The sequence below is a fragment of the Pseudomonas deceptionensis genome (assembly GCF_900106095.1).
Lineage (GTDB): Bacteria > Pseudomonadota > Gammaproteobacteria > Pseudomonadales > Pseudomonadaceae > Aquipseudomonas > Aquipseudomonas deceptionensis.
This window is the reverse complement of the sequence record NZ_FNUD01000002.1, coordinates 4,600,663-4,626,078: the sequence shown is the minus strand read 5'-3', so window position 1 is coordinate 4,626,078 and position 25,416 is coordinate 4,600,663. Positions and strand designations below refer to the sequence as shown.

22 protein-coding genes and 1 pseudogene are annotated in these 25,416 nt (G+C 58.3%); 15 read left to right on the top strand and 8 right to left on the bottom strand.

What is annotated here, in order from left to right:
* Window positions 1–2: 2 nt before the first annotated feature.
* From flgC to flgE, 3 genes are read left to right on the top strand one after another with little or no spacing between them, the layout of a single operon-like run.
* Entirely contained in the window at window positions 3–446 is a 444-nt protein-coding gene (flgC, locus tag BLW11_RS21385) for a flagellar basal body rod protein FlgC (protein WP_048359733.1), read from the top strand.
* 15 nt (window positions 447–461) lie between these two features.
* Complete coding sequence (gene flgD, locus BLW11_RS21380) at window positions 462–1,187, top strand: flagellar hook assembly protein FlgD (RefSeq protein ID WP_048359732.1); 726 nt, start codon at window positions 462–464, stop codon at window positions 1,185–1,187.
* Between the two features lie 29 nt (window positions 1,188–1,216).
* The gene (gene flgE, locus BLW11_RS21375; protein ID WP_048359731.1) at window positions 1,217–2,536 is read left to right on the top strand and encodes a flagellar hook protein FlgE; all 1,320 of its coding nucleotides are present in this window, start codon (window positions 1,217–1,219) and stop codon (window positions 2,534–2,536) included.
* Window positions 2,537–2,549: 13 nt separating this feature from the next.
* Here the strand turns inward: flgE and BLW11_RS21370 are convergent, their stop codons facing one another.
* Window positions 2,550–3,110: a hypothetical protein gene (locus BLW11_RS21370; protein WP_048359730.1), complete on the bottom strand. Its 561-nt coding sequence runs from the start codon at window positions 3,108–3,110 to the stop codon at window positions 2,550–2,552.
* Between the two features lie 639 nt (window positions 3,111–3,749).
* Here BLW11_RS21370 and BLW11_RS21365 point away from each other — a divergent pair.
* The 4 genes from BLW11_RS21365 (at window position 3,750) to BLW11_RS21350 (ending at window position 5,995) form a co-directional block, all read left to right on the top strand.
* Window positions 3,750–4,214 carry a thiol-disulfide oxidoreductase DCC family protein gene (locus tag BLW11_RS21365; protein WP_048359729.1) on the top strand — a complete coding sequence of 155 codons (465 nt, stop codon included), beginning with the start codon at window positions 3,750–3,752 and terminating at the stop codon, window positions 4,212–4,214.
* Window positions 4,215–4,368: 154 nt separating this feature from the next.
* Window positions 4,369–4,929 carry a GTP cyclohydrolase I FolE gene (gene folE, locus BLW11_RS21360; protein ID WP_048359728.1) on the top strand — a complete coding sequence of 187 codons (561 nt, stop codon included), beginning with the start codon at window positions 4,369–4,371 and terminating at the stop codon, window positions 4,927–4,929.
* A gap of 35 nt (window positions 4,930–4,964) precedes the next feature.
* Entirely contained in the window at window positions 4,965–5,675 is a 711-nt protein-coding gene (locus BLW11_RS21355; protein ID WP_048359727.1) for an SDR family NAD(P)-dependent oxidoreductase, read from the top strand.
* A 14-nt stretch (window positions 5,676–5,689) separates the two neighbouring features.
* On the top strand, window positions 5,690–5,995 hold the full coding sequence (locus tag BLW11_RS21350) for a DUF6482 family protein (protein WP_048359726.1): 306 nt from the start codon (window positions 5,690–5,692) through the stop codon (window positions 5,993–5,995).
* Between the two features lie 169 nt (window positions 5,996–6,164).
* Here BLW11_RS21350 and BLW11_RS21345 read toward each other — a convergent pair whose 3' ends face one another.
* Complete coding sequence (locus tag BLW11_RS21345; RefSeq protein WP_048359725.1) at window positions 6,165–9,038, bottom strand: ribonucleoside-diphosphate reductase subunit alpha; 2,874 nt, start codon at window positions 9,036–9,038, stop codon at window positions 6,165–6,167.
* Between the two features lie 695 nt (window positions 9,039–9,733).
* The gene (bglX, locus tag BLW11_RS21340) at window positions 9,734–12,025 is read right to left on the bottom strand and encodes a beta-glucosidase BglX (protein ID WP_048359724.1); all 2,292 of its coding nucleotides are present in this window, start codon (window positions 12,023–12,025) and stop codon (window positions 9,734–9,736) included.
* A 242-nt stretch (window positions 12,026–12,267) separates the two neighbouring features.
* Here bglX and BLW11_RS21335 point away from each other — a divergent pair, with 242 nt between their 5' ends.
* The 6 genes from BLW11_RS21335 (at window position 12,268) to BLW11_RS21310 (ending at window position 16,708) form a co-directional block, all read left to right on the top strand.
* On the top strand, window positions 12,268–12,876 hold the full coding sequence (locus BLW11_RS21335; protein ID WP_048359723.1) for a LemA family protein: 609 nt from the start codon (window positions 12,268–12,270) through the stop codon (window positions 12,874–12,876).
* A gap of 128 nt (window positions 12,877–13,004) precedes the next feature.
* Window positions 13,005–13,745, top strand: coding sequence for a TPM domain-containing protein (locus BLW11_RS24220; protein WP_048359722.1), 741 nt, complete (start codon window positions 13,005–13,007; stop codon window positions 13,743–13,745).
* A gap of 27 nt (window positions 13,746–13,772) precedes the next feature.
* Window positions 13,773–14,387, top strand: a complete 615-nt coding sequence (locus BLW11_RS21325; protein WP_048359721.1) for a TPM domain-containing protein — start codon at window positions 13,773–13,775, stop codon at window positions 14,385–14,387.
* 107 nt (window positions 14,388–14,494) lie between these two features.
* A complete protein-coding gene (locus tag BLW11_RS21320) occupies window positions 14,495–15,712 on the top strand; it encodes a class I SAM-dependent methyltransferase (protein WP_048359720.1) in 1,218 nt (405 codons plus the stop codon).
* A 93-nt stretch (window positions 15,713–15,805) separates the two neighbouring features.
* Window positions 15,806–16,387 carry a DJ-1/PfpI family protein gene (locus BLW11_RS21315; protein WP_048359719.1) on the top strand — a complete coding sequence of 194 codons (582 nt, stop codon included), beginning with the start codon at window positions 15,806–15,808 and terminating at the stop codon, window positions 16,385–16,387.
* Window positions 16,388–16,402: 15 nt separating this feature from the next.
* Window positions 16,403–16,708: a ribbon-helix-helix domain-containing protein gene (locus BLW11_RS21310; protein WP_048359718.1), complete on the top strand. Its 306-nt coding sequence runs from the start codon at window positions 16,403–16,405 to the stop codon at window positions 16,706–16,708.
* Window positions 16,709–16,864: 156 nt separating this feature from the next.
* Here the strand turns inward: BLW11_RS21310 and BLW11_RS21305 are convergent, their stop codons facing one another.
* The 3 genes and pseudogenes from BLW11_RS21305 to BLW11_RS24255 form a co-directional block, all read right to left on the bottom strand.
* Window positions 16,865–19,411 (bottom strand): TonB-dependent receptor, encoded by a 2,547-nt coding sequence (locus BLW11_RS21305; protein ID WP_048359717.1) that lies wholly within the window; start codon window positions 19,409–19,411, stop codon window positions 16,865–16,867.
* A 120-nt stretch (window positions 19,412–19,531) separates the two neighbouring features.
* Entirely contained in the window at window positions 19,532–20,203 is a 672-nt protein-coding gene (locus BLW11_RS24260) for a FecR family protein (protein WP_338152526.1), read from the bottom strand.
* A 45-nt stretch (window positions 20,204–20,248) separates the two neighbouring features.
* Window positions 20,249–20,749, bottom strand: a pseudogene (locus BLW11_RS24255) (RNA polymerase sigma factor); the annotation flags it as partial.
* A gap of 175 nt (window positions 20,750–20,924) precedes the next feature.
* On the opposite strand from BLW11_RS24255, the gene BLW11_RS21295 reads away from it, so the two are divergent.
* Window positions 20,925–21,257: a YegP family protein gene (locus BLW11_RS21295; protein WP_048359715.1), complete on the top strand. Its 333-nt coding sequence runs from the start codon at window positions 20,925–20,927 to the stop codon at window positions 21,255–21,257.
* 99 nt (window positions 21,258–21,356) lie between these two features.
* Here BLW11_RS21295 and BLW11_RS21290 read toward each other — a convergent pair whose 3' ends face one another.
* On the bottom strand, window positions 21,357–22,382 hold the full coding sequence (locus tag BLW11_RS21290; protein WP_048359714.1) for a DUF4917 family protein: 1,026 nt from the start codon (window positions 22,380–22,382) through the stop codon (window positions 21,357–21,359).
* A 137-nt stretch (window positions 22,383–22,519) separates the two neighbouring features.
* On the opposite strand from BLW11_RS21290, the gene yiaY reads away from it, so the two are divergent.
* On the top strand, window positions 22,520–23,668 hold the full coding sequence (yiaY, locus tag BLW11_RS21285) for an L-threonine dehydrogenase (protein ID WP_048359713.1): 1,149 nt from the start codon (window positions 22,520–22,522) through the stop codon (window positions 23,666–23,668).
* A gap of 127 nt (window positions 23,669–23,795) precedes the next feature.
* On the opposite strand, the gene BLW11_RS21280 is transcribed toward yiaY, so the two are convergent.
* Complete coding sequence (locus tag BLW11_RS21280; protein WP_048359712.1) at window positions 23,796–25,319, bottom strand: fumarate hydratase; 1,524 nt, start codon at window positions 25,317–25,319, stop codon at window positions 23,796–23,798.
* Between the last annotated feature and the right edge of the window lie 97 nt (window positions 25,320–25,416).

Below are 25,416 nucleotides of genomic sequence, written 5' to 3'. Positions count from 1 at the left end.
TCATGTCTCTATCCAGTGTTTTCAATATTGCCGGTAGTGGCATGAGCGCTCAGACCACGCGCCTGAACACCGTCGCCAGCAACATCGCCAACGCCGACACCGTGTCGTCGAGCATCGACCAGACCTACCGCGCCCGTCACCCGGTGTTTGCCACCATGTTTCAGGGTGCGCAAAGCAGCACCGGCGATTCGCTGTTCCAGGACCAGGACGGCGCCGGTCAAGGCGTGCAGGTGCTGGGCGTGGTCGAAGACCAAAGCGAGCTCCAGGCCCGTTACGAGCCAAACCATCCTTCTGCCGACGCCAAGGGGTATGTGTACTACCCCAACGTCAACGTGGTCGAAGAAATGGCCGATATGATTTCCGCCAGTCGTTCGTTCCAGACCAACGCCGAGCTGATGAACACCGCCAAAACCATGATGCAGAAGGTTCTGACCCTCGGTCAGTGATAAGGGGCGACACAAATGAGTGTGACCGATACCACCAGCGGCTTGACCCTCAACCAGGTGCTTGCCAACTCCGCCCAGGTCAAGACCACCGACACCAGCGTGGGTGCGGCAACCAAGGGCGTGACCGGCAGCTCGGCGCTGGGCAAGGATTCATTCCTGCAACTGCTGGTCACCCAGCTGAAAAACCAGAACCCGCTGGACCCGCAAGACAACACCGCATTCGTCGCCCAGCTGGCGCAGTTCAGCAGCCTGGAAGGCATCACCACCCTCAACGATACGGTCAACTCACTGTCGGGTGGCCTTCAGTCCTCGCAGGCGTTGCAGGCGTCGTCGCTGGTGGGTCGTTCGGTAATCGTGCAAACCAATGAAGCCTATGTGGACCCCGCCAGCGGCAAGCCATTCAACGGCACCGTGGTGGTAAAGGACGCCGACTCCAAGCCCGTCATCACCATCACCGATGCGGACGGTGAAGTGGTCCGCACCCTCGAGATGGGCAGCCAGAAAGCCGGTAACGCGGACTTTACCTGGGACGGTAAAGACGACGACGGCGTGCTGCTGGACAAGGGCTCGTACACCTTCACCGCGTCGAGCAAAAACGACACTGGCACCACAGCGCTCACCACCTATCTGCCCGCCACGGTCAACAGCGTGACGCTGAGCAAGACCGGTGGCGAGATCATGCTCAACCTCGCAGGCCTGGGCAGCATTGGTATGTCCAAAGTCCAGACCATTGGCCTCTAAGCCGACTCATACGCCTCAAGGAGAGAAACATGTCATTCAATATCGGCCTTAGCGGCCTCTATGCGGCGAACAAGCAGCTCGATGTGACCGGCAACAACATCGCCAACGCTGCGACCACAGGCTTTAAAGCCTCGCGCGCAGAGTTTGCGGATATCTATTCGGCGAGCAAGCTGGGCACCGGCAGCAAGACCATCGGCAGCGGCGTCAACCTGGCAGCGGTCTCGCAAAACTTTGGTCAAGGGGCAGTCAACAACACCGGCAACCTGCTGGACATGGGGATTCAGGGCAGCGGCTTCTTCGTGCTGAGCGACAACGGCTCCCTGAGCTACACCCGTGCCGGCACGTTCAAGTCCGACAAGGACGGTTACGTGACCAGTTCTGATGGCACTGCGCGTTTGCAGGGCTACGGTGTGGATGCCAACGGTAATATCGTCAACGGTGTGTTGACCGATCTGCGTATCGACACCTCGAACCTGGCGCCCAAGGCGACGGGCTCGGTAACGTCTGAGATCAACCTGAACTCCAGCTCCGATACGATTGATCAGAGCAAGATCCCGTTCGATCCGAACGAATCCACCAGCTACACCAAAAAATTCAGCACCATGGTCTATGACACCCAGGGCAATGCGCACCCGATGGATCAGTACATGGTGAAGACCGGTGCCAATACCTGGAGCGCCTACACCCTGATCGACGGTCGCAACCCGGATGGCACGCCAGTGTCGGGTGATGGCGCCAAAGCGCCAGTGCCTTCAACCATGGCGTTTGATTCGGCCGGTGCGCTGACCAATGTCACGCAGCCCGATCCGGTTAAAGATCAACTGGAAAACACACTGGTCGTCAGTGGCTGGAAGCCGGGTGCCATGATCAATGGCAAGTGGGACACCAACGGCGCCGACGCCAAGCCGGGGGGCATCGTCATCAACATGGCCAAAACCACCCAGTACAACACCGACTCTTCGCGCAACCCGCCGACCCAGGACGGTTACGCCACCGGCCAGATCAACAACCTGACCATCGACGGTTCGGGCGTGATGTTCGCCAACTTCAGCAACAACCAGAGCCGTGCCATCGGCCAGATTTCCCTGGCCAGCTTTACCAACGAGCAAGGCCTGCAGCCGGTAGGTGGCACGGCCTGGAAAGAAACCTACTCCTCGGGTATGGCCGGTTACGACGCACCGAAAATCGGCAGCCTGGGCGCCATCCAGTCCAACTCGCTGGAAGACTCCAACGTCAACCTGACCAGCGAACTGGTTGACCTGATCAAGGCGCAGAGCAACTACCAGGCCAACGCCAAAACCATCTCGACCCAAAGCACCATCATGCAGACCATTATTCAGATGACGTAATGGGTGTTATCGGTCATCCAGGCCTGATGTAGATACTCTGTTGTCGATCAAGCCCTCCTGTGGGAGCGAGCCTGCTCGCGAATGACCTTCGCGAGCAGGCTCGCTCCCACGATTGTTTTAGTCGCAGCCTCGCTCTGGCCCCCGTGTCATCAATACCTTGCCCGCGCGGATCGATACCCGCGCCTTGGCCTGACTGGCTTTCCTGCGCTCCTGTGGCGCCAAGCAGGTACTTGTTGTATCTGTTTTTTGAATCATGGGGTTGCGAGGTACTTTGTTCGGAGTAGTTGATGTTGTTATACCCGCCGGCAAGTATGGCGCTGCCCAGTGTCCAGCGATGGTAGTGGGGGCTCTCTTCACCGCCCAGGCCATTGCCTCGCACGCTGTAGTTATGCAGTCGCAAGTTCCAGTGAGTACCCCCTGCTTCCTTGTTACCGGACATCAAGTAGATCTTGTCGAGGATGCGTGACTGTGCAGAGCTTTTCTGGCTCTCTTGCTGTGCACTCTTGTTCTCTTTCAGGTGTTGCAGTATGCCAATCAAATCTTTTTTGCTAATAAAGTCGATATTGCCGGTCACCCCGGGTTTGCCGTTAAACCCCAGTTCTTTTCTTTGATCGAACGACTGGTAGCGCTTGGAAATTTCCTGGTGGACGCGCTCGTAGGTTTCTTTCGCTGTACTGGACGGTGGGGTATGGCAGCGCAGGTAACTTGAGAGGCTGCCCGCGAAATACTGTCTGTGGGGGTGAATCTGATAGGCGAAATCGAGTTGAAGTCTTTCATATGCTTTCTTTTGATCGATGGGTGTTCATCCTTCGTTGCAAACAACATGCGAGCGGTCTGGCAATGGAGCCCCTATCAAAAGGGCTGTCGTTAACCGTGCTGTCCATTACATGTCGTGCGATCTGTGGTCCTGGTGGTTGATCAGGTTCCACAAAGCCAAACCTGCGTCAAACACAAGTGTTACCTGGGGTTAACGGGAGCGGGAAAGAGGCGCGGCTCGGCCAGCTCCCGCACGAGACGCTCGCACCCTCATGTAGATGATCATCGGGTGATGGCTGGATCATTTTCATTGCCTGTTATGAGCACAGCCAGGAACACAGGCAAACCATCCCCCGGGACTCGGCATAACGGCCAAAACCACGGCAATAAAATCTAGCCCATTGTAAGTCCGTTTTTTTCGGCCTATCTTGTACAAAACCTATACAAGGCTGCGAAAATGTATAGCAAAGAGGATTGGCCGCTGACGCTGTACTTTGACGGTGAATGCCCACTCTGCGCGCGGGAAATCAAGTTCCTGCGCCGACACGCCGCAGAGAGTCGACTGCTGTTTGTTGACATCAGCAGCAGCGTGTTCGACGCCAGGGCACTCGGGTTCACCTTCGAGCAAATGCAGTCCTCGTTGCATGCCCGTTTCGCTGATGGTCGCTGGGTAACCGCCCTGGACGCCACCCTCTGGAGCTGGCGAGCCGCCGGTCTCGGGTTTTGGGCAGCGCCACTGACGTGGCGTGCCATCCGACCGCTGCTTGGCGCAGGTTATCGCCTCTTTTGCCGCTTACGCCCCCATTTGGCGTGGTTTCCTCACCCTGATGGCCGTCGGCGCTGTGTCGATAACCGTTGCGCGGTACCGGGGTCAAAACCCGCATCAGATGAGAAGCCCGCGTCGAAAACCAAGCAAACCTAGAAAGCTTTGCTTTGCCATCGGCCCAACGAAGAACTTGGGGCACAGCAGATTTGTAGAGCCCCGCGCTACCTGCATCCGATCGTGTGCAGCGCACATTCTCCTACCGCCAAGGATTGCAGTGACATTAAGCGCAGCATGGCTGCGAGGAATCAAAATGAACCCATCAATAGCCGAGCATTACCGTGAAATTCTCGTCGGCTTAGGCGAGAACCCGGAGCGTGAAGGGCTGCGGGACACGCCCACGCGCGCCGCTAAAGCGATGCAGTACTTGTGCTGTGGCTACGCGATGAGCCTGAAGGAAGTGATCAATGGCGCATTGTTCGAATCGCAAAGCGATGAAATGGTCATCGTGCGCGACATCGAACTGTATTCAATGTGTGAGCATCACATGCTGCCCTTTATCGGTAAGGCTCATGTTGCGTACATCCCGACTGGAAGAGTGCTGGGCCTGTCGAAGATTGCACGAGTTGTCGATATGTTCGCCCGCCGCTTACAGATTCAGGAAAACCTTACAAAACAAATTGCCGACGCCATTCAGCACAGTACCGATGCGGCTGGCGTGGCAGTCGTCATTGAGGCAAAGCACATGTGCATGATGATGCGGGGCGTGGAGAAGCAAAACTCGGTGATGACCACGTCTGTGATGCTGGGCGCCTTTCGTGAGTCCTCCGCCACGCGTCTCGAGTTTTTGCAACTCATAGGGCGAATCGGTTAACGCCCAAAAACGCGTCTGCGAGCGGGAGAAGCTAAATGAACAGTTCCTTCGGGATGAACTCCCTTGGCGATGGTTATCGCGCCTTGGTGATAGGTGCCAATGGAGCGCTGGGCTCGGCTTTTTGTGAGTTGCTCAATGAAGATCCTCGCTGTGCGGGTGTTCGCGAACTGGGGCGCAATAGTGATCCAGGACTGGATCTGGAAAAGCCTGACAGTATCGCCAGGGCAGCAGCCCAATTGACTGAAGAAGCACCGTATCAGTTGATCGTACATGCCGCAGGTCTGCTCCACCGCGGCGACATCAAGCCTGAAAAAAGTTACAGCGCAATTGAAGCGGATGCGCTCCAGGCGATATTTCAAGTCAACACGCTCGGGCCTGCTCTGGTTTTGCGTCACTTTCTGCCATTGCTTGGCCCCAGTGGCGCGATGGCAGTGCTCAGCGCCAAGGTGGGCAGTATCGGCGATAACCGTTTGGGCGGTTGGTATGCCTATCGAGCCTCCAAGGCCGCGTTGAACATGCTGATTAAAACGGCTGCCATCGAATTGGCACGAACCCGTCCTCAGACCCGCTTGTTGAGTCTTCATCCCGGTACCGTCATTTCGGCTCTGTCGCAGCCCTTTCGCGGGGCCTCTGCCGCCAGGCCCGCAAGCCTCGCTGCGCGCGAATTGTTATCACTGATTGACCGCTTGACGCCTGCTGATAGCGGCAATTTCTTTGCATATAACGGAGATCGCCTACCTTGGTAGGCAGGGAGTGGACCTTGAATCTGCAAGCGTTGATCGAACGGGCCGAAAGTGGCGAAGTGCGAGAGTTGGAGCTGCTGTCGCTCAATGGCGGTTTTTATCTGGCGCGAGTCAGGCTGGATAACGGCCAGTTCGCGTTGCTGAACGACACAACGAAGCCTGTGCGCCTTCGTTCCATCAATCACCTGCGTGAGATGTTGCGGCATGCCCCGCCATTTCCCTGCGCGCTCGTACATCAGTGCACCCATGACGAGATGTGCGGCTCACGTGAAGGGCCTATTGGGTCATTGCGCATTCCTTTCTCGCTGGCGGAGCCCTGGTAAGTCGTCACCGTGCGCCCGGCATCCGCTCCCCGTCAACACTCGCCAGGGCGGAGTAGTTCGCACGTTTACGTTTAATTCCCCCACAAAAAAAACCCCGTTAAACCCAACTGTTGCCAGGGTTTAACGGGGGTTTTTCAGTCAGGCGGTTTGACCCGCCTGCCAGCTCAGCTTATTGGCAAGCTTCGCAATCCGGCTCGTCAATCGCGCAGGCCTTTGGTACCGGTGCTGGACCGGCCGGGGCTGCGACGACGTCTTCACTGTTGTTGCCGTTGGAAACGGCGTTCAGCTTGCCAGTGTTGACGGTGGACTTCTCGGTGCTGGTCGCGGCCAGGGCACGGAGGTAGTAAGTGGTTTTCAGGCCACGGTACCAAGCCATGCGGTAGGTCACGTCCAGTTTCTTGCCCGAAGCGCCAGCGATGTACAGGTTCAGCGACTGAGCCTGGTCGATCCACTTCTGACGGCGGCTGGCGGCGTCAACGATCCACTTGGTGTCGACTTCAAACGCGGTGGCATACAGCTCTTTGAGCTCTTGCGGGATGCGTTCGATCTGCTGCACGGAACCGTCGTAGTACTTCAGGTCGTTGATCATGACCGAGTCCCACAGATCGCGAGCCTTGAGGTCGCGAACCAGGTACGGGTTGATCACGGTGAATTCGCCCGAGAGGTTCGATTTCACGTAGAGGTTCTGGTAGGTCGGTTCGATCGACTGCGATACGCCGGTGATGTTGGCGATGGTCGCGGTCGGTGCGATGGCCATGATGTTGGAGTTACGAATGCCTTTCTGTACACGGGCACGAACCGGTGCCCAGTCCAGGGATTCGTTCAGGTCAACGTCGATGTACTTCTGGCCGCGCTGCTCGATCAGGATCTGTTGCGAATCCAGCGGCAGAATGCCTTTGGACCACAGCGAACCCGGGAACGTCTCGTAAGCGCCACGCTCGTCAGCCAGGTCGCAAGAAGCCTGGATCGCGTAGTAGCTGACCGCTTCCATCGACTTGTCGGCAAACTCGACGGCAGCCTGGGAGGCGTAAGGAATGTGCTGCAGGTACAGAGCGTCCTGGAAGCCCATGATCCCCAGACCCACTGGACGGTGCTTGAAGTTCGAGTTGCGGGCTTGCGGCACCGAGTAGTAGTTGATGTCGATAACGTTATCGAGCATGCGAACGGCTACGTCGATGGTGCGCTTGAGCTTGTCGGTGTCCAGCTTGCCGTTGACGATGTGGTTCGGCAGGTTGATCGAGCCCAGGTTGCAAACAGCGATCTCGTCCTTGTTGGTGTTCAAGGTGATTTCGGTGCACAGGTTCGAGCTGTGAACCACGCCCACGTGCTGCTGCGGGCTGCGCAGGTTGCACGGGTCTTTGAAGGTCAGCCATGGGTGGCCGGTTTCAAACAGCATGGACAGCATTTTGCGCCACAGGTCTTTGGCCTGAATGGTCTTGAACAGCTTGATCTTGCCCGGGTACTGGGACAGTGCTTCGTAGTACTCGTAACGCTCTTCGAAGGCCTTGCCGGTCAGGTCGTGCAGGTCCGGTACTTCGGATGGCGAGAACAGGGTCCACGGGCCGTCATCGAAGACGCGCTTCATGAACAGGTCAGGGATCCAGTTGGCGGTGTTCATGTCGTGGGTACGACGACGATCATCACCGGTGTTCTTGCGCAGCTCGATGAACTCTTCGATGTCCATGTGCCAGGTTTCCAGGTAAGCACAGACAGCGCCTTTGCGCTTGCCACCCTGGTTAACGGCTACGGCGGTGTCGTTCACTACCTTGAGGAACGGAACCACGCCCTGGGATTTGCCGTTGGTGCCCTTGATCCACGAACCCAGTGCACGAACCGGAGTCCAGTCGTTGCCCAGGCCGCCCGCGAATTTGGACAACATGGCGTTGTCGTGGATCGCGTGGTAGATGCCCGACAGGTCGTCCGGCACGGTGGTCAGGTAGCAGCTGGACAGCTGCGGACGCTGGGTACCGGCGTTGAACAGGGTAGGGGTCGACGACATGTAGTCGAAGGACGACAGCAAGTTGTAGAACTCGATGGCGCGGTCTTCTTTTTGCTTCTCTTCGATCGCCAGGCCCATGGCCACGCGCATGAAGAAGATCTGCGGCAGTTCGAAACGCACGCCATCGTGGTGGATGAAGTAACGGTCGTACAGGGTTTGCAGGCCCAGGTAGGTGAACTGCTGATCGCGCTCGTGGTTGATTGCCTTGCCCAGTTTTTCCAGGTCGAAGGTAGCCAGAACCGGGTTCAGCAGGTCGAACTCGATACCCTTGGCGATGTAGGCCGGCAGGGCCTTGGCGTACAGGTCAGCCATCTCGTGGTGGGTGGCGCTGTCAGCGACTTTCAGGAAGCTCAGGCCTTCGGCACGCAGGGTGTCCATCAGCAGGCGAGCGGTCACGAACGAGTAGTTGGGCTCACGCTCTACCAGGGTGCGGGCGGTCATCACCAAGGCGGTGTTGACGTCGCTCAGCGCTACGCCGTCGTAGAGGTTTTTCAGGGTTTCGCGCTGGATCAGGTCGCCGTCAACTTCTTCCAGACCTTCGCAGGCCTCGGTGACGATGGTGTTCAGGCGGCCCATGTCCAGCGGCGCGAAGGTGCCGTCAGCGAGGGTGATGCGGATCGACGGGTGAGCGCGCACAGCGTCTTCAGCCGGGGCGCGGGTTGCACGCTCCTTGGAGCGGCCGTCACGGTAGATCACATAGTCGCGAGCCACTTTTTGCTCGCCGGCGCGCATCAGTGCCAGTTCAACCTGGTCCTGGATTTCTTCGATGTGGATGGTGCCACCCGATGGCATGCGACGCTTGAAGGTTGCGGTGACCTGTTCGGTCAGGCGCGCAACGGTGTCGTGGATGCGCGACGAAGCGGCAGCATTGCCGCCTTCAACTGCGAGAAACGCTTTGGTGATGGCGACGGTGATCTTGTCATCGGTGTAAGGAACCACTGCCCCGTTACGTTTGATCACGCGCAGTTGGCCTGGCGCGGTCGCAGACAGATCCAGATTTGAATCAGAACCCTGCGAGTTCTCGCGAGTTGTATCGGTTTGCATGGGGGGTGTCTCCACATTCTCTATGTTTGTTTGGGCACCTTTTGGGTGCCCACCGTTCCGTCCTGAAGCACTACAACCGGTGATGAGCCGGGCATAACAACTTCGGGACGTACAGAAGGGGGGTCGAGCCCCTTCCGTTCCGAAGTCTTGGGTGACGCATACCGCTTAAAACCGTATTCCTGCGCGGTGACAGTATTTTTACTGCAACACCCGGGCCGCTTTCCGGCTTTTACGCTGGAAAGCGGTCGCCATCCGCATGAGCGGTTTGGTCTTTAAAAAAGCGTTTGGTTCAACCAGGCAGGCGCGAGAAAAGGGCTTGAATATCTCGTCTGAGTTGTGCTTGGTCTTTTTTGCCTAAAACCCTACATATGGGGTTTTCTGGCGGAATAGATACAAGATATGCGTTTTGGTGAGTCTCTGCAACGTAGGATCTCGGCTTGAATCCATGTTTGATTTGTGTATGAAAGTGTAAAAAGCGACGTAGGCCCCACGGGTACGGCATTAGACCGTTTGTCACCAAATTTTGCCGATTTAAGCTTGCCGTACTGAATTTTGAGGGCGCGAACCCTACCACAAAAAACAGCGCTGTCCGAACGCATTTTCAGGCGGGTGCAAAGATAGGAAAGGTCAAGCGGATATTGCCCAAAAGAAGTGTCACAAAGGCCCGCCAGGGCCTTTGTGACAATTGGGCGAAATTACAGCAGTTCGAAGCTGTTTTGCTGAACGTTCTGCGAGTCCAGGCCAATTTGCACGTTGAACTCACCCGGCTCGGCGACGTGTTTCAACTGCGCGTTGTAAAACTTCAGGTCGTTCTCGTCGAGGGTGAACTGCACTACTTTCTGCTCGCCGGGTTTGAGCATGATTTTCTGGAAGTCCTTGAGCTCCTTGACTGGGCGGCTCATGGACGCGGCGACGTCCTGCACATACAACTGGACCACCGTCTCGCCGGCACGCTTGCCGGTATTTTTCACCGTCACGCTGGCCGTCAGTGTGGCGCCGGGTTTCAGGGTTTTGGCCGAGAGGCTGACATCCGACACGCTGAAGTCGGTGTAGCTCAAGCCGTAACCGAACGGGTAGAGCGGGCTGTTGGCCTCGTCGAAGTACTGCGAGGTGTAGTTGCCCGGCTTGCCCGGTGTGAACGGCCGGCCAATGCTCAAGTGGCTGTAGTACGTCGGAATCTGGCCAACAGAGCGCGGGAACGTAATCGGCAATTTGCCTGACGGGTTGTAGTCGCCGAACAGCACGTCGGCAATGGCATTGCCACCTTCGGTGCCGCTGAACCAGGTTTCCAGTACCGCGTCAGCCTGTTGCTGCTGGGCATCGATCGACAGCGGGCGGCCGTTCATCAATACCAGCACCAACGGCTTGCCGGTGGCCTTGAGCGCCGTGATCAGTGCGCGCTGGCTGGCAGGGATGTCCAGATTGGTGCGGCTGGACGACTCGTGGGACATGCCTCGCGATTCACCCACCACAGCAACCACCACATCGGCCTGCTGCGCTGCCTTGACCGCTTCGTCAATCATCACCTGCGCCGGGCGCGGGTCGTTGACCACTTCGGGGGCATCGAAGTTGAGGAAGTTCAGGTAATCGACGATTTTCTGGTCGTCAGTGATGTTGGCGCCACGGGCGTAAATCAAAGTGCCCTGTTGGCCGAGTGCAGTGCGCATGCCGTCGTAGACGGTGACAGACTGTGCCGGCTGACCGGCCGCTGCCCAACTGCCCATTATGTCGATCGGGGCTTTCGCCAGCGGGCCAACCAGGGCAATGCGTGCCTGCTTGGTCAGGGGCAGGGTTTGAGACTCGTTTTTCAGCAGCACCAGGCTCTTGCGCGCCACTTCACGGGCCTCGCTGCGATGCAGGCGGCTTTCGGCCTTGGTGTCGGCCGGGTCATCCTCAGCCTTGCCGATACGCAGGTACGGGTCGGCAAACAGGCCCATGTCGTATTTGGCGCCAAGGACTTCACGCACGGCGTTATCCAGATCGCTTTGCGGCACTTCGCCGGACTTGAGTAGGCCCGGCAGCTCTTCACCGTAGGCCTTGTCGTTCATGCTCATGTCGATACCGGCCTTGATCGCCAGCTTGGCGGCCTCGCGGCTGTCTTTGGCCACACCGTGCTTGATCAGCTCGATGATCGCGCCGTGGTCGCTGACGGCTACGCCTTTAAAGCCCCAGTCCTTGCGCAGCAAGTCCTGCATCAGCCACATGTTCGAGGTGGCCGGTATGCCATTGATCGAATTCAGGGCCACCATGACGCTGCCAGCACCGGCCTCAATGGCTGCGTGGTAAGGCGGCAGATAATCCTGAAACATGCGTGTCGGGCTCATATCGACGGTGTTGTAGTCCCGTCCACCTTCGACTGCGCCATACAGGGCGAAATGCTTGACGCTGGCCATGATGTTGCCAGCCAGGGCCGGGGATGCGCCCTGGTAGGCCTGCACCATGACCCGGGCGATGCGCGAGACTAAATAGGTGTCTTCACCGAAACCTTCAGAGGTGCGGCCCCAGCGCGGGTCGCGGGCGATATCCACCATCGGTGCGAAGGTCAGGTCGATGCTGTCGGCGCTGGCCTCTTTGGCCGCCACGCGACCGCTCAGGCCAATGGCATCCATGTCCCAGCTTGAGGCGAGGCCCAGGCTGATCGGGAAAATGGTGCGATGGCCGTGAATCACGTCATAGGCAAAGAACATCGGGATCTGCAGACGGCTGCGCATGGCGGCGTCTTGCATCGGGCGGTTTTCGTCGCGGCTGATGGAGTTGAACGTGCCGCCGATACGGCCTGCGGCAATTTCCTTGCGGATCATTTCGCGGGGCATTTCCGGGCCGATGCTGATCAGGCGCAATTGGCCGATCTTTTCGTCCTCGGTCATTTTTTGCAGCAGTTGCGCAACAAACACGTCTTTGGGCGCAAGGGGGGCCGGCGGGGTCTGAGCCCACACGGTAGGACTGGCCAGGCTGATGACGATGCCCAGCAAACACATATTTCTCATTGGACTCTTCTGCGCAGCCGCTCACTTTAAGCGAGGGAAGCCCGCGCTCGTGCAGCGATATTGTTCTGGGGGGATGACAGGGCTACTCGAATTAAAGATTTGACCTACCTTTAGATCAGAGTATTTCTGCATGGCAGGCAGTCTTTTAGCTGATTCGCCGCGAGCAATCCAGTGTTGCCGGGAGTTTTTAGGCGTGGTGTGTGGTCAATAAACCTAATGTCGTTATTTCGGAGCGTCACTCGATGGGAATACAGAGCGTTAGAGCCTTGGGCTGGAAAGTCGTCGCACTTGTGGCCGTGAGCAGCCTGCTGGCGGGGTGCGGGATCAATACCATCCCGACCCTCGATGAGCAGGTCAAGGCGGCCTGGTCGCAGGTGCAGAACCAGTATCAGCGTCGCTCGGACCTGATCCCCAATCTGGTCGAGACGGTCAAGGGCGCGGCCAAACAGGAGCAGGCGACCCTGACCGCGGTGATCGAAGCGCGTGCCAAGGCCACTTCGATCCAGGTCGATGCCAGCACGCTGAATAACGCGGAAAAACTCAAGCAGTTCCAGGAGGCGCAAAATCAGCTGACTGGGGCCTTGAGCCGACTGATGGTGGTGTCCGAGCGCTACCCGGAGCTCAAATCCAACCAGAACTTCCTGTCATTGCAATCGCAGCTTGAAGGCACGGAAAACCGCATCAGCGTGGCCCGCCGCGACTTTATCCTCGCCGTTGAACGCTACAACACCGAGATACGCACCTTTCCGGGGCGTTTGTGGCATGCGGTGATGTACAGCGACTTGCCGGTTCGCCCTACATTTGAAGCCACCACCCCGGATGCCGACAAAGCGCCAGAAGTGAAGTTCTGACCCATTGACCTGTAGCCGCTGCCGAAGGCTGCGATAAGGGCCGAAGGACCTTCAAGGGCTGCTTCGCACCCCATCGCAGCCTTCGGCAGCGGCTACAAGAGTTCACGCTTTCAAGTCCAGAGGTGCCGATGCGCGTATTAAAACCGGGGTTTGGCCTGCTGCTCTGGCTATTTATAGCCACGGCCCAGGCGTTGACCTTTCCCGCACTGAGCGGGCGGGTGGTGGACGAAGGGCAAATGCTCGACCCCGCCACCCGTCAGCAATTGACGCAAACCCTTGAAGCACACGAAAAAGCCACTGGCGAGCAAGTGGTGGTGGTCACCGTGCCCGACCTGCAAGGCACGCCCATCGAGGACTTTGGCTATCAACTGGGCCGCGCCTGGGGCATCGGGCAAAAGGACAAGAACACCGGCGCCTTGCTGATCGTGGCACGCGACGACCGCAAGCTGCGGATCGAAGTCGGCTATGGCCTGGAAGACCGCCTTACCGACGCGCAGTCCTCGGTAATCATCAATCAGGTCATCACCCCGGCCTTTAAAACCGGCAACTACAACCAAGGTATCAGCGACGGTGTTGGCGCCATCCTGCAAGTATTGGGCGGCGCGCCCATGGCCGAACCGGCCTACGCCAGCGGGCAGGGCGGCGGCAGCGACTTCATGGGTGAACACCCGGGCGTGGTTTTGCTGCTGTTTTTGTTGTTCGTGGTGGTCGTAGCGGCCTGCCAGTTCTATGGCATCTGCAACTCGGGCGGTGGTGGCTCACGCTCCGGTGGCTTTGGTGGTGGCGGTTTCGGTGGTGGCGGCGGCGGGGGAGGTTTTCGCGGTGGTGGCGGCAGCTTTGGCGGCGGCGGGGCCTCTGGCGGCTGGTAATTCATTTTTTAACGAGTATTGAGACCTATGGCTTTATTAACTCCGGAGCAACAGCGGCAGGTCGAAGAGGCCGTTACCCGTGCCGAACAGCGTACGGATGCCGAAATCGTGACCGTACTGGCGCCCCGCGCCGACGATTACAGCTATATCCCCTTGCTGTGGGCCAGCCTGATTGCCCTGGTGGTTCCGGCCCTGGCGCACTTCTTGATAGGCGGGCTGCAGATTTACGGGTTGCTGATGCTGCAATGGGCCAGCTTCGTCTTCCTTAGCCTGATCTTTCGCCTGCCAGCCATTACCACCCGTCTGATCCCGCCCCGTGTGCGGCATTGGCGCGCCAGCAACCTGGCCCGACGCCAGTTTCTCGAACAGAAACTGCATCACACGGCGGGGCGCACCGGCGTGCTGATTTTTGTCAGCGAGGCTGAGCGTTATGTCGAAATCCTGGTGGATGAAGGTATCTCGCGGCATCTGGACGACAGCGACTGGGGCACCATCGTCAATGACTTCGTTCGCCGCGTGGCGCTGGGGCATACGGCAGAGGGCTTTATTACCTGCATCGATGCCTGCGCCGAACTGCTCGCGCAGCACATACCTAAAACGCAGCCGCGTAACCAATTGCCGAATCGGTTGGTGATGTTGTAATCGAGGCCGTCTGAAATTACTCCGTGCCCCTGGCGGCCAACACGCCTAAAATGGCCGCCATTCGTTTTCTGATTTCCCCTCCTGCACCCCCCGAGGCACCTTTTTCAATGTCAGTGACTGCTCCCACCGCCCCGTCTGTGCCGGATCATCGTGCGCAATTTTTGAACCTGCTGGAAACCGGCCTGGCCCAGAATTCCTTTATCAAGCTGGTCCTGGCCAAGTACGTCGGCCCGGAGGCCGAGTTGCAACGGGTCATCATCAAGCAGGTCACGGTCAAGGATCAGCCTTGTCTGTCGTTTGTATACCGCTACAAAACCCGCGATATCACCAAGAATTTCCCGCTGGAAGAGGGCGTGGCCAACATTGCCGCGCTGCTGCCGGAAGCGTTCAAGAACGCTCATTTGCTGACGCTGACCGACGAAGTGCAGCTGGAATACAGCAAGAAGGGCAAAAGCTCGCTCTTCAAAGGCAAAAGCCAGCAAGAGCGGGAAGTGCCGTCGGCTGAGCACAACCGTGAAAAAAATCGCTTTCTGGACCTGACGCGTCCATTTCTCGCGGACCTGGGGGTCACCAACAAGCAGCAAGAGCTGATCCCGGCGATGTCGCGCAAGTGGAAGCAGATCAACAAGTTTATCGAAGTGTTTTCCCACGCCCTGAGCAACTCGCCGCTCAAGCTCGATCAGCCGATCAAGGTGGTGGACTTTGGTTCGGGCAAGGGTTACCTGACCTTTGCGATTCACGATTACCTGCGCCACAGCCTGCAAGCCGAAGGCGTAGTGACCGGGGTTGAGCTGCGCGAAGACATGGTCACGCTGTGCAACAACGCTGCTCAGCGGCTGGAGCATCCGGGCCTGACATTCCAGCATGGCGATGTGCGCAGTTTTGCGCCCACCCCGATCGACGTGATGATCGCGCTGCATGCCTGTGACATTGCCACCGACTACGCGATCCATATGGGGATTCGTTCCGGGGCGGCGATCATCATGTGCTCGCCGTGCTGCCACAAGCAGATCCGTCTGCAAATCCAGAGCCCGGCACTGCTCAAGCCGATGCTGCAATACGGTCTGCACCTGGGCCAGCAGGCCGAAATGGTGACTGACAGCCTGCGCGCCCTGTTCCTTGAAGCCTGCGGTTATGAAACCAAGGTGTTCGAGTTCATCTCCCTGGAACACACCAACAAAAACAAGATGATCCTCGCGGTCAAGCGCGCCGAGCCGCTGGACCCGGCGCAACTGTTGGTGAAAATCCAGGAGCTCAAGGCGTTCTACAACATTCAGGAACACTGCCTTGAAACCTTGCTGCAGGCTGATGGTTTGTTGAAGTAAGCCTGTAGTACCTGGCTATTACCCGTGTAGGCGCTCAGGGGGTACCTTGGCTACTCTTAGTGGCCCAAGGTCTACCTCAAAGGAGCACGCACCATGGCAGCGAAAAAGATTCTTATGCTGGTTGGCGATTACGTCGAAGACTACGAAGTGATGGTGCCGTTTCAGGCGCTGTCGATGGTCGGTCATCAGGTGCACGCTGTCTGCCCGGGTAAAACCTCGGGCCAGACCGTTCGTACCGCCATCCACGACTTTGAAGGCGATCAGACCTACAGCGAAAAGCCGGGCCATCTGTTTGCCCTGAATTTTGATTTCGACAAAGTGAAAGCCAGTGACTACGACGCGCTGGTGGTGCCGGGTGGTCGTGCGCCGGAATACCTGCGCTTGAACGAAAAAGTGCTGGAGCTGGTGCGTGACTTCGACAAGGCTGGCAAGCCGATTGCCGCCGTGTGCCACGGGGCGCAACTGCTGGCTGCGGCCGGTACGCTGGAAGGTCGTGAGTGCAGCGCTTACCCGGCTTGCGCGCCAGAAGTTCGCCTGGCGGGCGGCACTTACATCGATATCGACGTGACCAGGGCCCATGTGCAGGGCAATCTGGCCACGGCACCGGCGTGGCCTGCGCACCCAGCGTGGCTGGCGGCGTTCCTGGGGTTGCTCGGTACGAAGATTACTTTGTAAGAAGAGGGTGTGGCCATGTGTGAGCTTTATGTCAAAGCCGATCCGATTTTGTATGAATCGCGCTCGCGGTCATTGCGTATTTGCGGCGTGGTCACCACCTTGCGGCTGGAAAACCAGTTCTGGGACATCCTCAGTGACATCGCCCAGGACGATGGCATGACCACCAACCAATTGGTGGCCAAGCTGTACGAAGAGGTGATGGATTACCGGGGTGAAGTGGTCAACTTTGCCTCGTTCCTGCGCGTGAGCTGCACCCGGTATTTGAGCCAGCGCCGGGTTCAGTCGCCGGAGTTGAGTGTGGTTGCGCGTTTGCAAGGTTGACTCGATACCCGTAGCCGCTGCCGAAGGCTGCGTCCGATTGGGCAGCGATCGTAAAACCTGAACGCGAGGTGCATCAGGTAAGTTGTGCCGCTGACTTTACGACGGCTGCGCCGCCGGACGCAGCCTGCGGCAGCGGCTACAGGGTATGCACAGCTGTTAGAAGAACCGCGTCACGCTGATCTTCGCATTGCGGCCCTGGCTGTAGGCATTCTCTCCGCTGAGCATCGGGCGATAACTTTTGTTGAACAGGTTGTCCACGGTGAAGTTGACTTCAGTGCCTTTAAGGTAAGACTGTTGCGGCTTCCAGTTGGCGAATAAGCCCTGCACGTTGTAGCCGTCGTTATTGTAATGATCCCAGTAACGGTCACCCAGGGCGCTGATCGGGCTGCTGTAGTAGTCGTCACTCGGTCTGCGGTCTGTTTTACGCACCCATTCTCCCTTCCAGCCAACGCGAGCATCCAGGCTCGGTATTTTGGTGCCCAGTACGGCAATCCATTTTGGCGCCGGTATATCTCGGGCCCAGACGTTGGGGCCCCATGGGTTGGTGTAGGCGCCTTCGTGTTTACCCGTCATCCATGCGTATGACAGTGAGCCGAAGACGTACGTGGACTCATAGAAACTTTCAACCTCAAAGCCCTTGATGGTCACACTGCCAATATTGCGGTAGTTGGGCATATTGGGGCCGCACGCTGTGCTCATGCTGACATCGACTGTTTGTGCGGCGCAGCCAACGCCCGTGGCTTTGAAAATTTCATCGTCGATCTTGTTGCGAAACAGTGTGGTACGGATCAGCGCGTGGTCGTTCTCACTAAAGATCTGGTCGAACGTGGTGATATTGCCCGCCCGCCAGCCGGTAATGCGTTCCGGGTCGAGGTTGAGGCTGCTGGAGGTGCGGCTGCCAACGCCCTGGACTTCGTACTGCTCGTCAATCACCGGGGCGCGCCAGGTTTTGCTGTAGTTGGCAAACAGGGCGGTCTTGGGGGTTATTGTCCAGAAGGCCGACAGGCGCGGCGACCAACCTGTGTAGGTTTTGTTGCTGTAGTCATGGCCCAATTCCGGGTGGTTGTAATACGGGGCGTCGTTTTCCTGGCCGCGGTTGCGCACATGGTCATAGCGCATCGAGGGGGTCAGGGTGAAATCCCCCAGGGTGATGGCGTCCTGGATATAGAAGCTGTTGGTATCGACCTTGCCCCTGGGCATGAAGTTGGGCTGGTAGTGGCCGTAGTTGTATTTCTCGGTTTCATAACTCCCGCCCGGCATCCACATGTCCACATCACGCTGATGCTTGCGGATTTGCACGCCGGTGGTTACGGCATGGTCCAGCGGGCCAGTGGCAAACAGGCTGATGTTTTCGATCTGCAGCATGTCGTCGGTGTAGCCGGTTTCCATCTTGCGCCCGCCGGTCGTGGGCTGGGTGTAGGCCTGTTCGCCGCGCTTGTCGGTTTGTTCGGTGTTGGAGTGCGAGTACTTCACCTCAAGGTCTACCAGCGGGTTGTCCAGAGGCTCGTATTTGTATTTGGCCGACCAGGTGGTGTCGAGGGTTGAGCGGTTGGACAGGTATCGCCGGGAGGCAATGTCATAGCCATATTTGGCGATGCTGGCCTGGCTGGCTGGCTCCGGATAACTGACTGCCGAGAAGGGCACCCACAGGTAATTGTTCGAGCGCGAGTAGGACATGCCGACGCTGTGCTCGTCATTGAGGTGCAGGTTGAGCTTGAGCAATTGCCCGTCCAGATCCTGGGCCGTGTTGGGCAGACGCCGCGGGTTTACCGGGTACTCATGGCGGGGATCGGGCATGTTGTCGGCGAGCTTCATATTGTCACCGTCGCGTTTGGTGTAGTACACCAGCGCATCGGCGCGACCATCGTCAGTGCGGCCATACACGGCGCCGCTGTATACCTGTTGATGGTCATTGCTGCTGTAACCGTACTTGAGCATGGCGCCGGTATTCTTGCCCTCTACGAGCAAATCGGCTGCGTCTTTGGTTTCCATGTGCACCACGCCGGCAAAACCGCCATTGCCGGTGTGTATGTCGTGGGGGCCTTTCTCGACTTCCAGGCGTTTGATCAGCTCGGGTTCGATAAAGATCGTGCCCTGCTTGTAACGCTCAAAGCCGCTTTTGGTCGCGCCATCCACGGTCATCTGAACGTCTTCGGCTTCGCCCATGCCCCAAATGTTGATGGTCTGACCGCCCGGCTTGAGCGAACCGCCGAGGTTGATGCCCGGCAGGGTGGCCAGCAGGCTCGGGATGTTGTTGGCCTGATACTGATTGATTTGGGTTTGGGTCATGGTCGACTTGCCGACGTTGCTGGAGTCGACTTCGTTGCCGTTGCCCACCACGCTGACCGCCCCCAGCTCCAGGCTGTTGCTGGTGGTGGTGCCGTCTTCCCGGGGCCGTACAACGTAGGTGCGGTCGACCTGGATCAGGCTGAAATCGGTGCCCTTGAGCAGTAACTGGATGGCCTGTTGCGGTGTGTAGTCGCCCTTGAGCGCAGGGGCCTTGATGTTGCGCAACAGGTCTTCATCGAACAGCAGCTGGATTTTTGCCTGTTGCGCCACCTCACTGAGCGAACTGGCCAGCGATTGCGTCGGCAGTTGCAACTGGATCGATTCGGCGTGGGCTTGCAGGCTGAGCACCAGGCACGCGGCGAGCAGTGTCGGGCGTGTGCACAAGTGCGAGAAGTGATGTGGTGCGCGAAACATGAAATCCCCCGGTGCGGCAACAAAGGCCAAAAAGACATGCGTTGGCAACGCAGACCGAAGGAAGACGTGGCGCGCTGAAAAAACCACATATGCGAATGCAAAATATTCGCATATGTTTTTTTAGCGCGGTTCGATGCGGATTTTTCCGTTGTCCAGCAGCACGGTTTTCACCGGGATCAGCGCGGGGAGGGCTTTGACCAGCGCCATCGGGTCGTTGACATCCAGGTTGCCCGAGACCTTGTAGCGGCCCAGTGGGCCTTCGGCCAGTTGAATCATCCCCGGGCGATACAGATCAAGCTCGTCCACCAGGCTGGCCAGTTCGCGATTGCGGAAGGACAGGTGCCCGCTGCGCCAGTCAGCGACCTCGCCCGGGCTGAGGTTTTGCTCTTGAGTGGACGCCCTGGCGTAATCATATGTGGTGCGTTGTTGGGCGCCGAGCAGCGTCGAGGTGTTGGCATCCGGCATAAACGCCACTTGCCCGTGGGCGACGCTGACCACCAGTTGGTGCTGGCTGCGGCGCACATCAAACCCGGTGCCGACCACCCGGATGCTCGCATCCCCGGCATGCACCACCAGCGGCTGTTCTTTGTTGGCGGCAACCTCGATATAGAGCTGGCCCTTGTCCAGATAGATATCGCGTTGATACGCGCCGAAGTCGATGCGCAGACGCGTATTGGCATTGACGCTCAGGGTGCTGCCGTCGGGCAGCAAGACTGTTTGCGTGCCCTGGGGCTGGGTGGCGACGTACTGCTGGTGGAGCGACACCGGCGCGCCGAGGTTCAGTGAAAACATGGCACAGAGCACGGCAAGAGCGGTGGGTAGCGCAAAATTTGAATGTTGCTTGCAGTGCAGCAAGGCAAAGGCAATGTGCTTTTCGACCATGCTGACGGAGATCCCCATGCGCTGGGCAATCTGGGCCTGACTCAAGCCTTCAAAGCGGTGCAGCATCAGTGCTTCACGGCGTCTGGGCGGGAGCTCGGCGAGTACCGCCTTGAGCTGATCCAGACGTTGCAGGCGCTGGGCTGCGGCCATCGGTTCATACCGCTCATCGCTCAAGGGCTCGGGCTCACTCTCGACGTGCTCGCTGTGAACGGCCTGTCGCACCTGTTGGCGCCGCCAGTGGTCGCGCAAGAGGTTACGTGCCATCTGGAACAGGAATGCCCGTGGCTGCTCGACCTTGGCCCGATCCTGGTAGCCCAGCCATTGAGTGAACACATCCTGCGTCATGTCAGCGGCGTCGCTGGCGTTGTCAGTGCGTTTACGCAGGAAGTGCAGAATTTGCGTGTAGAACTCGCGCAGTGATTCAGCCACCAATGGGTCGGATTTGAGGCGGGACATGGAAATCCTTGAGGGGCAGCACAGCCAATAATTTGCGAATGGTATCGAGAACCATTGCTATTTGTCTCTCTCTAAACGACGGACTTCGGCTAATTCCTTCGGATAAATGGATAAATGCCCCATGCACGCTTTACTGAGGGTGAAGTAAACACGTTAAACACTCAGGAGAAAGGCAATGTCTGGTTGGTACGAATTGAGCAAAACCAGCAGTGGGCAATTTCGGTTTGTGTTGAAGGCGGCGAATGCCGAGACGATTTTGGTGAGTGAGCAGTACACCACGGTGGCGGCTGCCAAAAACGGGATCGCGTCTGTGCAGACCAACAGCCCGCTGGATGAACGCTATGACAGGAAGGAGGCCAAGGACGGCAAGCCGTACTTCAACCTCAAGGCCGCCAATCACCAGATCATCGGGACCAGCGAACAATATTCCTCCGAGGCAGCCCGGGAAAAAGGGATTGCCAGCGTGAAACACAATGGGCCGACGACGGTAGTTAAAGAGAAGTTGTGAGGAGGGTATTTCTGCTGCATCTGTAGTCGCTGTTTAAGGCAGCGCCAAGAGTCGGGTCGCTCCGCAAACTTTCGCAGCCTGCGGCAGCGACTACAGGGTTCACTCTTCGACCGGCACCGAGTGACGGGTGTAGCCCAGCGGGTGGGTTTTCGAGTTATAGAAGCGCAATGTCAGCTTTTTATCTGCAAACAGTGCCGTGTAGTGGTTTTTTTGGAAGCGGATAAACGCTTCGCTGCGCGGGTAGATCGAGATGCACAGGGTTTTGAGCGGCGCCTGTTGCAGGGCATCGATCAGGTGCCGGTCTTGTTCGCCCAGGCTGTGGCCAAAGATGCACAGCGCGTCCTTATGGGTCATCAGCTGTTCATGGCAATAGGACAGGTAATCGCTGTAGCGAATGGATTTACGTTTGTCCTCGCTGGTGCTTTCGCTGACAAATAACGGCACGTCATCCAGTGCGCTGATCGAGTGATTGATCGCGAAGTTGCTTAACAAAGTGGGCTCATTGGCCGCGATCTTGCGCGCTTTGCCTTCCTGGTTTTTGACCAGGTGCAGGCCTCCGTGCAGGTACAGCACCCGCGTGGCTTTGCTCTTGACCTGCGCCGCACCCGGCTCGAAGGTGGCCCCCGGGGTGGCGAACAAGTCGTTGAACCCTTTGGGCGATTGCATGACCGCCCACGGAGTGAGCAGGTCGTAATTGGAGCAATACACCGTGGCATACCGGGCCAGCTCTTCATTCCAGCAGGCCAGGGTTTCGGGTGGCATCAGGCGCCACGGGATGTGGACGTCCTGGGTGCTGTTGATCAGCGCTTCCTTGATCGCGTAATAGCGCTTGCGTGGTGAAGCCGAGTTGATGGCCAGTGCCTTGTTGACCTTGCTGGCGGTTTTGAGGGCGCTCAGGACGTGCTCGAAGTTGCGGGTGCTCAAGGCTTCGAACACACTAAGTTCGGTCTGGCTGAGGGGCTTTTCGGCGATGCTTCTGGCTTTATCAAACAACGACTCGTAATAAAAATCATGCCACACGGCCATGCTTGCACCATTACCGACCAGCAGTCCGCTGCACGGTGTGCTGGTGCGTAACGCGTTCCAGTCTTCTAGTTCGGCATCAAATTCCTGGAAGGGTGTCATCGCAGATATCGTCTCAAGGCATGGGCGGTGCCGGACTTTATCACGCTCAAGTGTTGAGCCAGATCAACATTGCGCAAGTGTGATTGGGTGAAGCTGTAGAAACCGACTTAGCCAATGACCCGCCAAGAGGGCTCGACATGACTAGCACTTTCTTTATTCCCGCCGTAAATATCATGGGCAACGGATGCCTGGATGAGGCCATGACTGCGATTCGCAATTATGGTTTTCGCAAGGCACTGATCGTGACTGACGCGGGGCTGGCCAAGGCGGGGGTTGCGACGCTGATCGCTGAAAAGCTTGCGTTGCAGGACATTGATTCGGTGATTTTTGACGGCGCCAAGCCGAACCCGAGCATTGGTAACGTCGAGGCGGGGCTGGTGGTGCTCAAGCAGCATCACTGCGACTTTATCGTGTCGCTGGGTGGTGGCTCGCCCCATGACTGTGCCAAGGGTATTGCGTTGTGCGCTACCAATGGCGGGCATATCCGTGACTACGAAGGCGTTGATCGTTCGGCCAAGCCGCAATTGCCACTGGTCTCGATCAACACCACGGCCGGTACCGCCAGCGAGATGACGCGTTTTTGCATCATTACCGACGAAGAGCGCCACGTAAAAATGGCCATTGTCGACCGCAACGTGACGCCGCTGCTGTCGGTCAATGACCCTGAGCTGATGGTGGCCATGCCCAAGAGCCTGACCGCAGCGACGGGTATGGATGCGCTGACCCATGCCATCGAGGCTTATGTGTCGACGGCGGCCAACCCGATTACCGATGCATGCGCGATCAAGGCGATGGAGCTGATCAGCCAGAACCTGCGTCAGGCGGTGAACGACGGCAAGGATCTGACGGCGCGCGAGAACATGGCTTACGCGCAGTTCATGGCGGGTATGGCCTTTAACAATGCATCGCTTGGGTTTGTGCACGCCATGGCGCACCAGTTGGGCGGTTTCTACGACTTGCCTCACGGTGTGTGCAACGCGGTGTTGCTGCCTCACGTGCAAACCTTTAACGCCGATGTGTGTGCGGCCCGCTTGACCGATGTGGCACACGCGCTGGGTGCCGATGTGCGGGGCTTGAGCCCGGAAGAGGGCGCGCAGGCTGCCATCGCGGCGATTCGTACCTTGGCCAGGGATGTAGAAATCCCGGCCGGTCTGCGGGACTTGGGCGCCAAGCTGGATGACATCCCGATTCTGGCGACCAATGCGCTGAAAGATGCCTGTGGCTTTACCAACCCGCGCAAGGCGGATCAGGGGCAGATTGAAGAGATCTTCCGCAACGCGTTTTGAGCAAAGGCTTGCCCTCACCCCAACCCACTCCCGGAGGGAGAGGGCCAGGGTGAGGGGCTTTTGGGCAGGCATAAAAAAACGGCCAGGTGATTAACCTGGCCGTTTTTTTCGTCTGGCTTAAAAGTGCTTACTGCACTTCAACTGCCAGGCTGTCGCTGATTTTCTTCTGCCAGATAGCCGGGCCGGTGATGTGCACCGATTCGCCTTTACTGTCGACAGCCACAGTCACCGGCATGTCTTTAACGTCGAACTCGTAGATCGCTTCCATGCCCAGTTCGGCAAAGGCTACGACGCGCGACTTCTTGATGGCCTGAGCCACCAGGTAGGCCGCGCCGCCTACAGCCATCAGGTACACGGCTTTGTGGTCCTTGATCGCTTCGATAGCGGTAGGGCCGCGCTCGGATTTGCCGATCATGCCCAGCAGGCCGGTTTGATCGAGGATCTGACGGGTGAACTTGTCCATCCGCGTGGCCGTGGTCGGGCCGGCAGGGCCAACCACTTCGTCACGCACCGGATCAACCGGGCCCACGTAGTAGATGAAGCGACCCTTGAGGTCAACCGGCAAGGTTTCACCCTTGTTCAGCATTTCGACCATGCGCTTGTGCGCTGCGTCACGACCGGTGAGCATTTTGCCGTTCAGCAGGACAGTCTCGCCCGGCTTCCAGCTTTGCACGTCTTCCGGGGTCAGGGTGTCAAGGTTGACACGGCGGGCCGACGGGCCTGCTTCCCAGACGATCTGCGGGTAGGCATCCAGCGGCGGCGCTTCGAGTTCAGCAGGGCCGGAACCGTCGAGCACAAAGTGCGCGTGACGGGTGGCCGCGCAGTTCGGGATCATGCACACCGGCAGGGAGGCTGCGTGGGTCGGGTAGTCCATGATTTTTACGTCGAGCACGGTGGTCAGACCACCCAGGCCCTGGGCGCCGATGCCCAGCTGGTTGACCTTCTCGAACAGCTCGATGCGCATCTCTTCGATACGGCTGGACGGGCCGCGCTTGATCAGGTCGTGAATGTCGATGGACTCCATCAACACTTCCTTGGCCATCACTGCCGCTTTTTCAGCGGTGCCGCCGATGCCGATGCCGAGCATGCCCGGTGGGCACCAGCCCGCACCCATGGTCGGAACGGTCTTGAGCACCCAGTCAACGATCGAGTCGGACGGGTTGAGCATGGCCATTTTCGACTTGTTTTCGGAGCCGCCGCCTTTGGCCGCCACGTCCACTTCCACGGTGTTGCCCGGGACGATGGAGTAGTGGATGACCGCAGGCGTGTTGTCCTTGGTGTTGCGACGAGCGCCTGCCGGGTCGGCGAGGATCGAGGCACGCAGGACGTTTTCCGGCAGGTTGTAAGCGCGACGCACGCCTTCGTTGATCATGTCGTCCAGGCCCATGGTGGCGCCAGTCCAGCGCACATCCATGCCCACACGCACGAACACGGTGACGATGCCGGTGTCCTGGCAAATCGGGCGGTGGCCAGTGGCACACATGCGCGAGTTGATCAGGATTTGCGCCATCGAATCACGGGCAGCTGGCGATTCTTCGCGCAGGTAGGCCTCGTGCATGGCCTGGATGAAGTCCACGGGATGGTAGTAGGAAATGAACTGCAGGGCGTCAGCAACGCTCTGAATCAGGTCGTCTTGCTTGATCACGGTCATGGGTCGCGCTCCTCTGTAAGACGGGAACATTCAATCAATAAGGTGTTTGCGACCTTGGTGTTTCGGTCTGTCGAAAACATCTTTGCGGGGCATACCG

Coding starts and splice junctions, on each gene's coding strand:
- BLW11_RS21315 (WP_048359719.1), top strand. CDS start 15,806: ATGGCAGCGAAAAAGATTCTTATGCTGGTTGGCGATTACGTCGAAGAC.
- BLW11_RS24220 (WP_048359722.1), top strand. CDS start 13,005: ATGCGCGTATTAAAACCGGGGTTTGGCCTGCTGCTCTGGCTATTTATA.
- BLW11_RS21355 (WP_048359727.1), top strand. CDS start 4,965: ATGAACAGTTCCTTCGGGATGAACTCCCTTGGCGATGGTTATCGCGCC.
- BLW11_RS21320 (WP_048359720.1), top strand. CDS start 14,495: ATGTCAGTGACTGCTCCCACCGCCCCGTCTGTGCCGGATCATCGTGCG.
- BLW11_RS21295 (WP_048359715.1), top strand. CDS start 20,925: ATGTCTGGTTGGTACGAATTGAGCAAAACCAGCAGTGGGCAATTTCGG.
- folE (WP_048359728.1), top strand. CDS start 4,369: ATGAACCCATCAATAGCCGAGCATTACCGTGAAATTCTCGTCGGCTTA.
- BLW11_RS21345 (WP_048359725.1), bottom strand. CDS start 9,038: ATGCAAACCGATACAACTCGCGAGAACTCGCAGGGTTCTGATTCAAAT.
- BLW11_RS21335 (WP_048359723.1), top strand. CDS start 12,268: ATGGGAATACAGAGCGTTAGAGCCTTGGGCTGGAAAGTCGTCGCACTT.
- BLW11_RS21305 (WP_048359717.1), bottom strand. CDS start 19,411: ATGTTTCGCGCACCACATCACTTCTCGCACTTGTGCACACGCCCGACA.
- yiaY (WP_048359713.1), top strand. CDS start 22,520: ATGACTAGCACTTTCTTTATTCCCGCCGTAAATATCATGGGCAACGGA.
- flgD (WP_048359732.1), top strand. CDS start 462: ATGAGTGTGACCGATACCACCAGCGGCTTGACCCTCAACCAGGTGCTT.
- flgC (WP_048359733.1), top strand. CDS start 3: ATGTCTCTATCCAGTGTTTTCAATATTGCCGGTAGTGGCATGAGCGCT.
- BLW11_RS21325 (WP_048359721.1), top strand. CDS start 13,773: ATGGCTTTATTAACTCCGGAGCAACAGCGGCAGGTCGAAGAGGCCGTT.
- BLW11_RS21280 (WP_048359712.1), bottom strand. CDS start 25,319: ATGACCGTGATCAAGCAAGACGACCTGATTCAGAGCGTTGCTGACGCC.
- BLW11_RS24260 (WP_338152526.1), bottom strand. CDS start 20,203: ATGTTTTCACTGAACCTCGGCGCGCCGGTGTCGCTCCACCAGCAGTAC.
- bglX (WP_048359724.1), bottom strand. CDS start 12,025: ATGAGAAATATGTGTTTGCTGGGCATCGTCATCAGCCTGGCCAGTCCT.
- BLW11_RS21310 (WP_048359718.1), top strand. CDS start 16,403: ATGTGTGAGCTTTATGTCAAAGCCGATCCGATTTTGTATGAATCGCGC.
- flgE (WP_048359731.1), top strand. CDS start 1,217: ATGTCATTCAATATCGGCCTTAGCGGCCTCTATGCGGCGAACAAGCAG.
- BLW11_RS21290 (WP_048359714.1), bottom strand. CDS start 22,382: ATGACACCCTTCCAGGAATTTGATGCCGAACTAGAAGACTGGAACGCG.
- BLW11_RS21365 (WP_048359729.1), top strand. CDS start 3,750: ATGTATAGCAAAGAGGATTGGCCGCTGACGCTGTACTTTGACGGTGAA.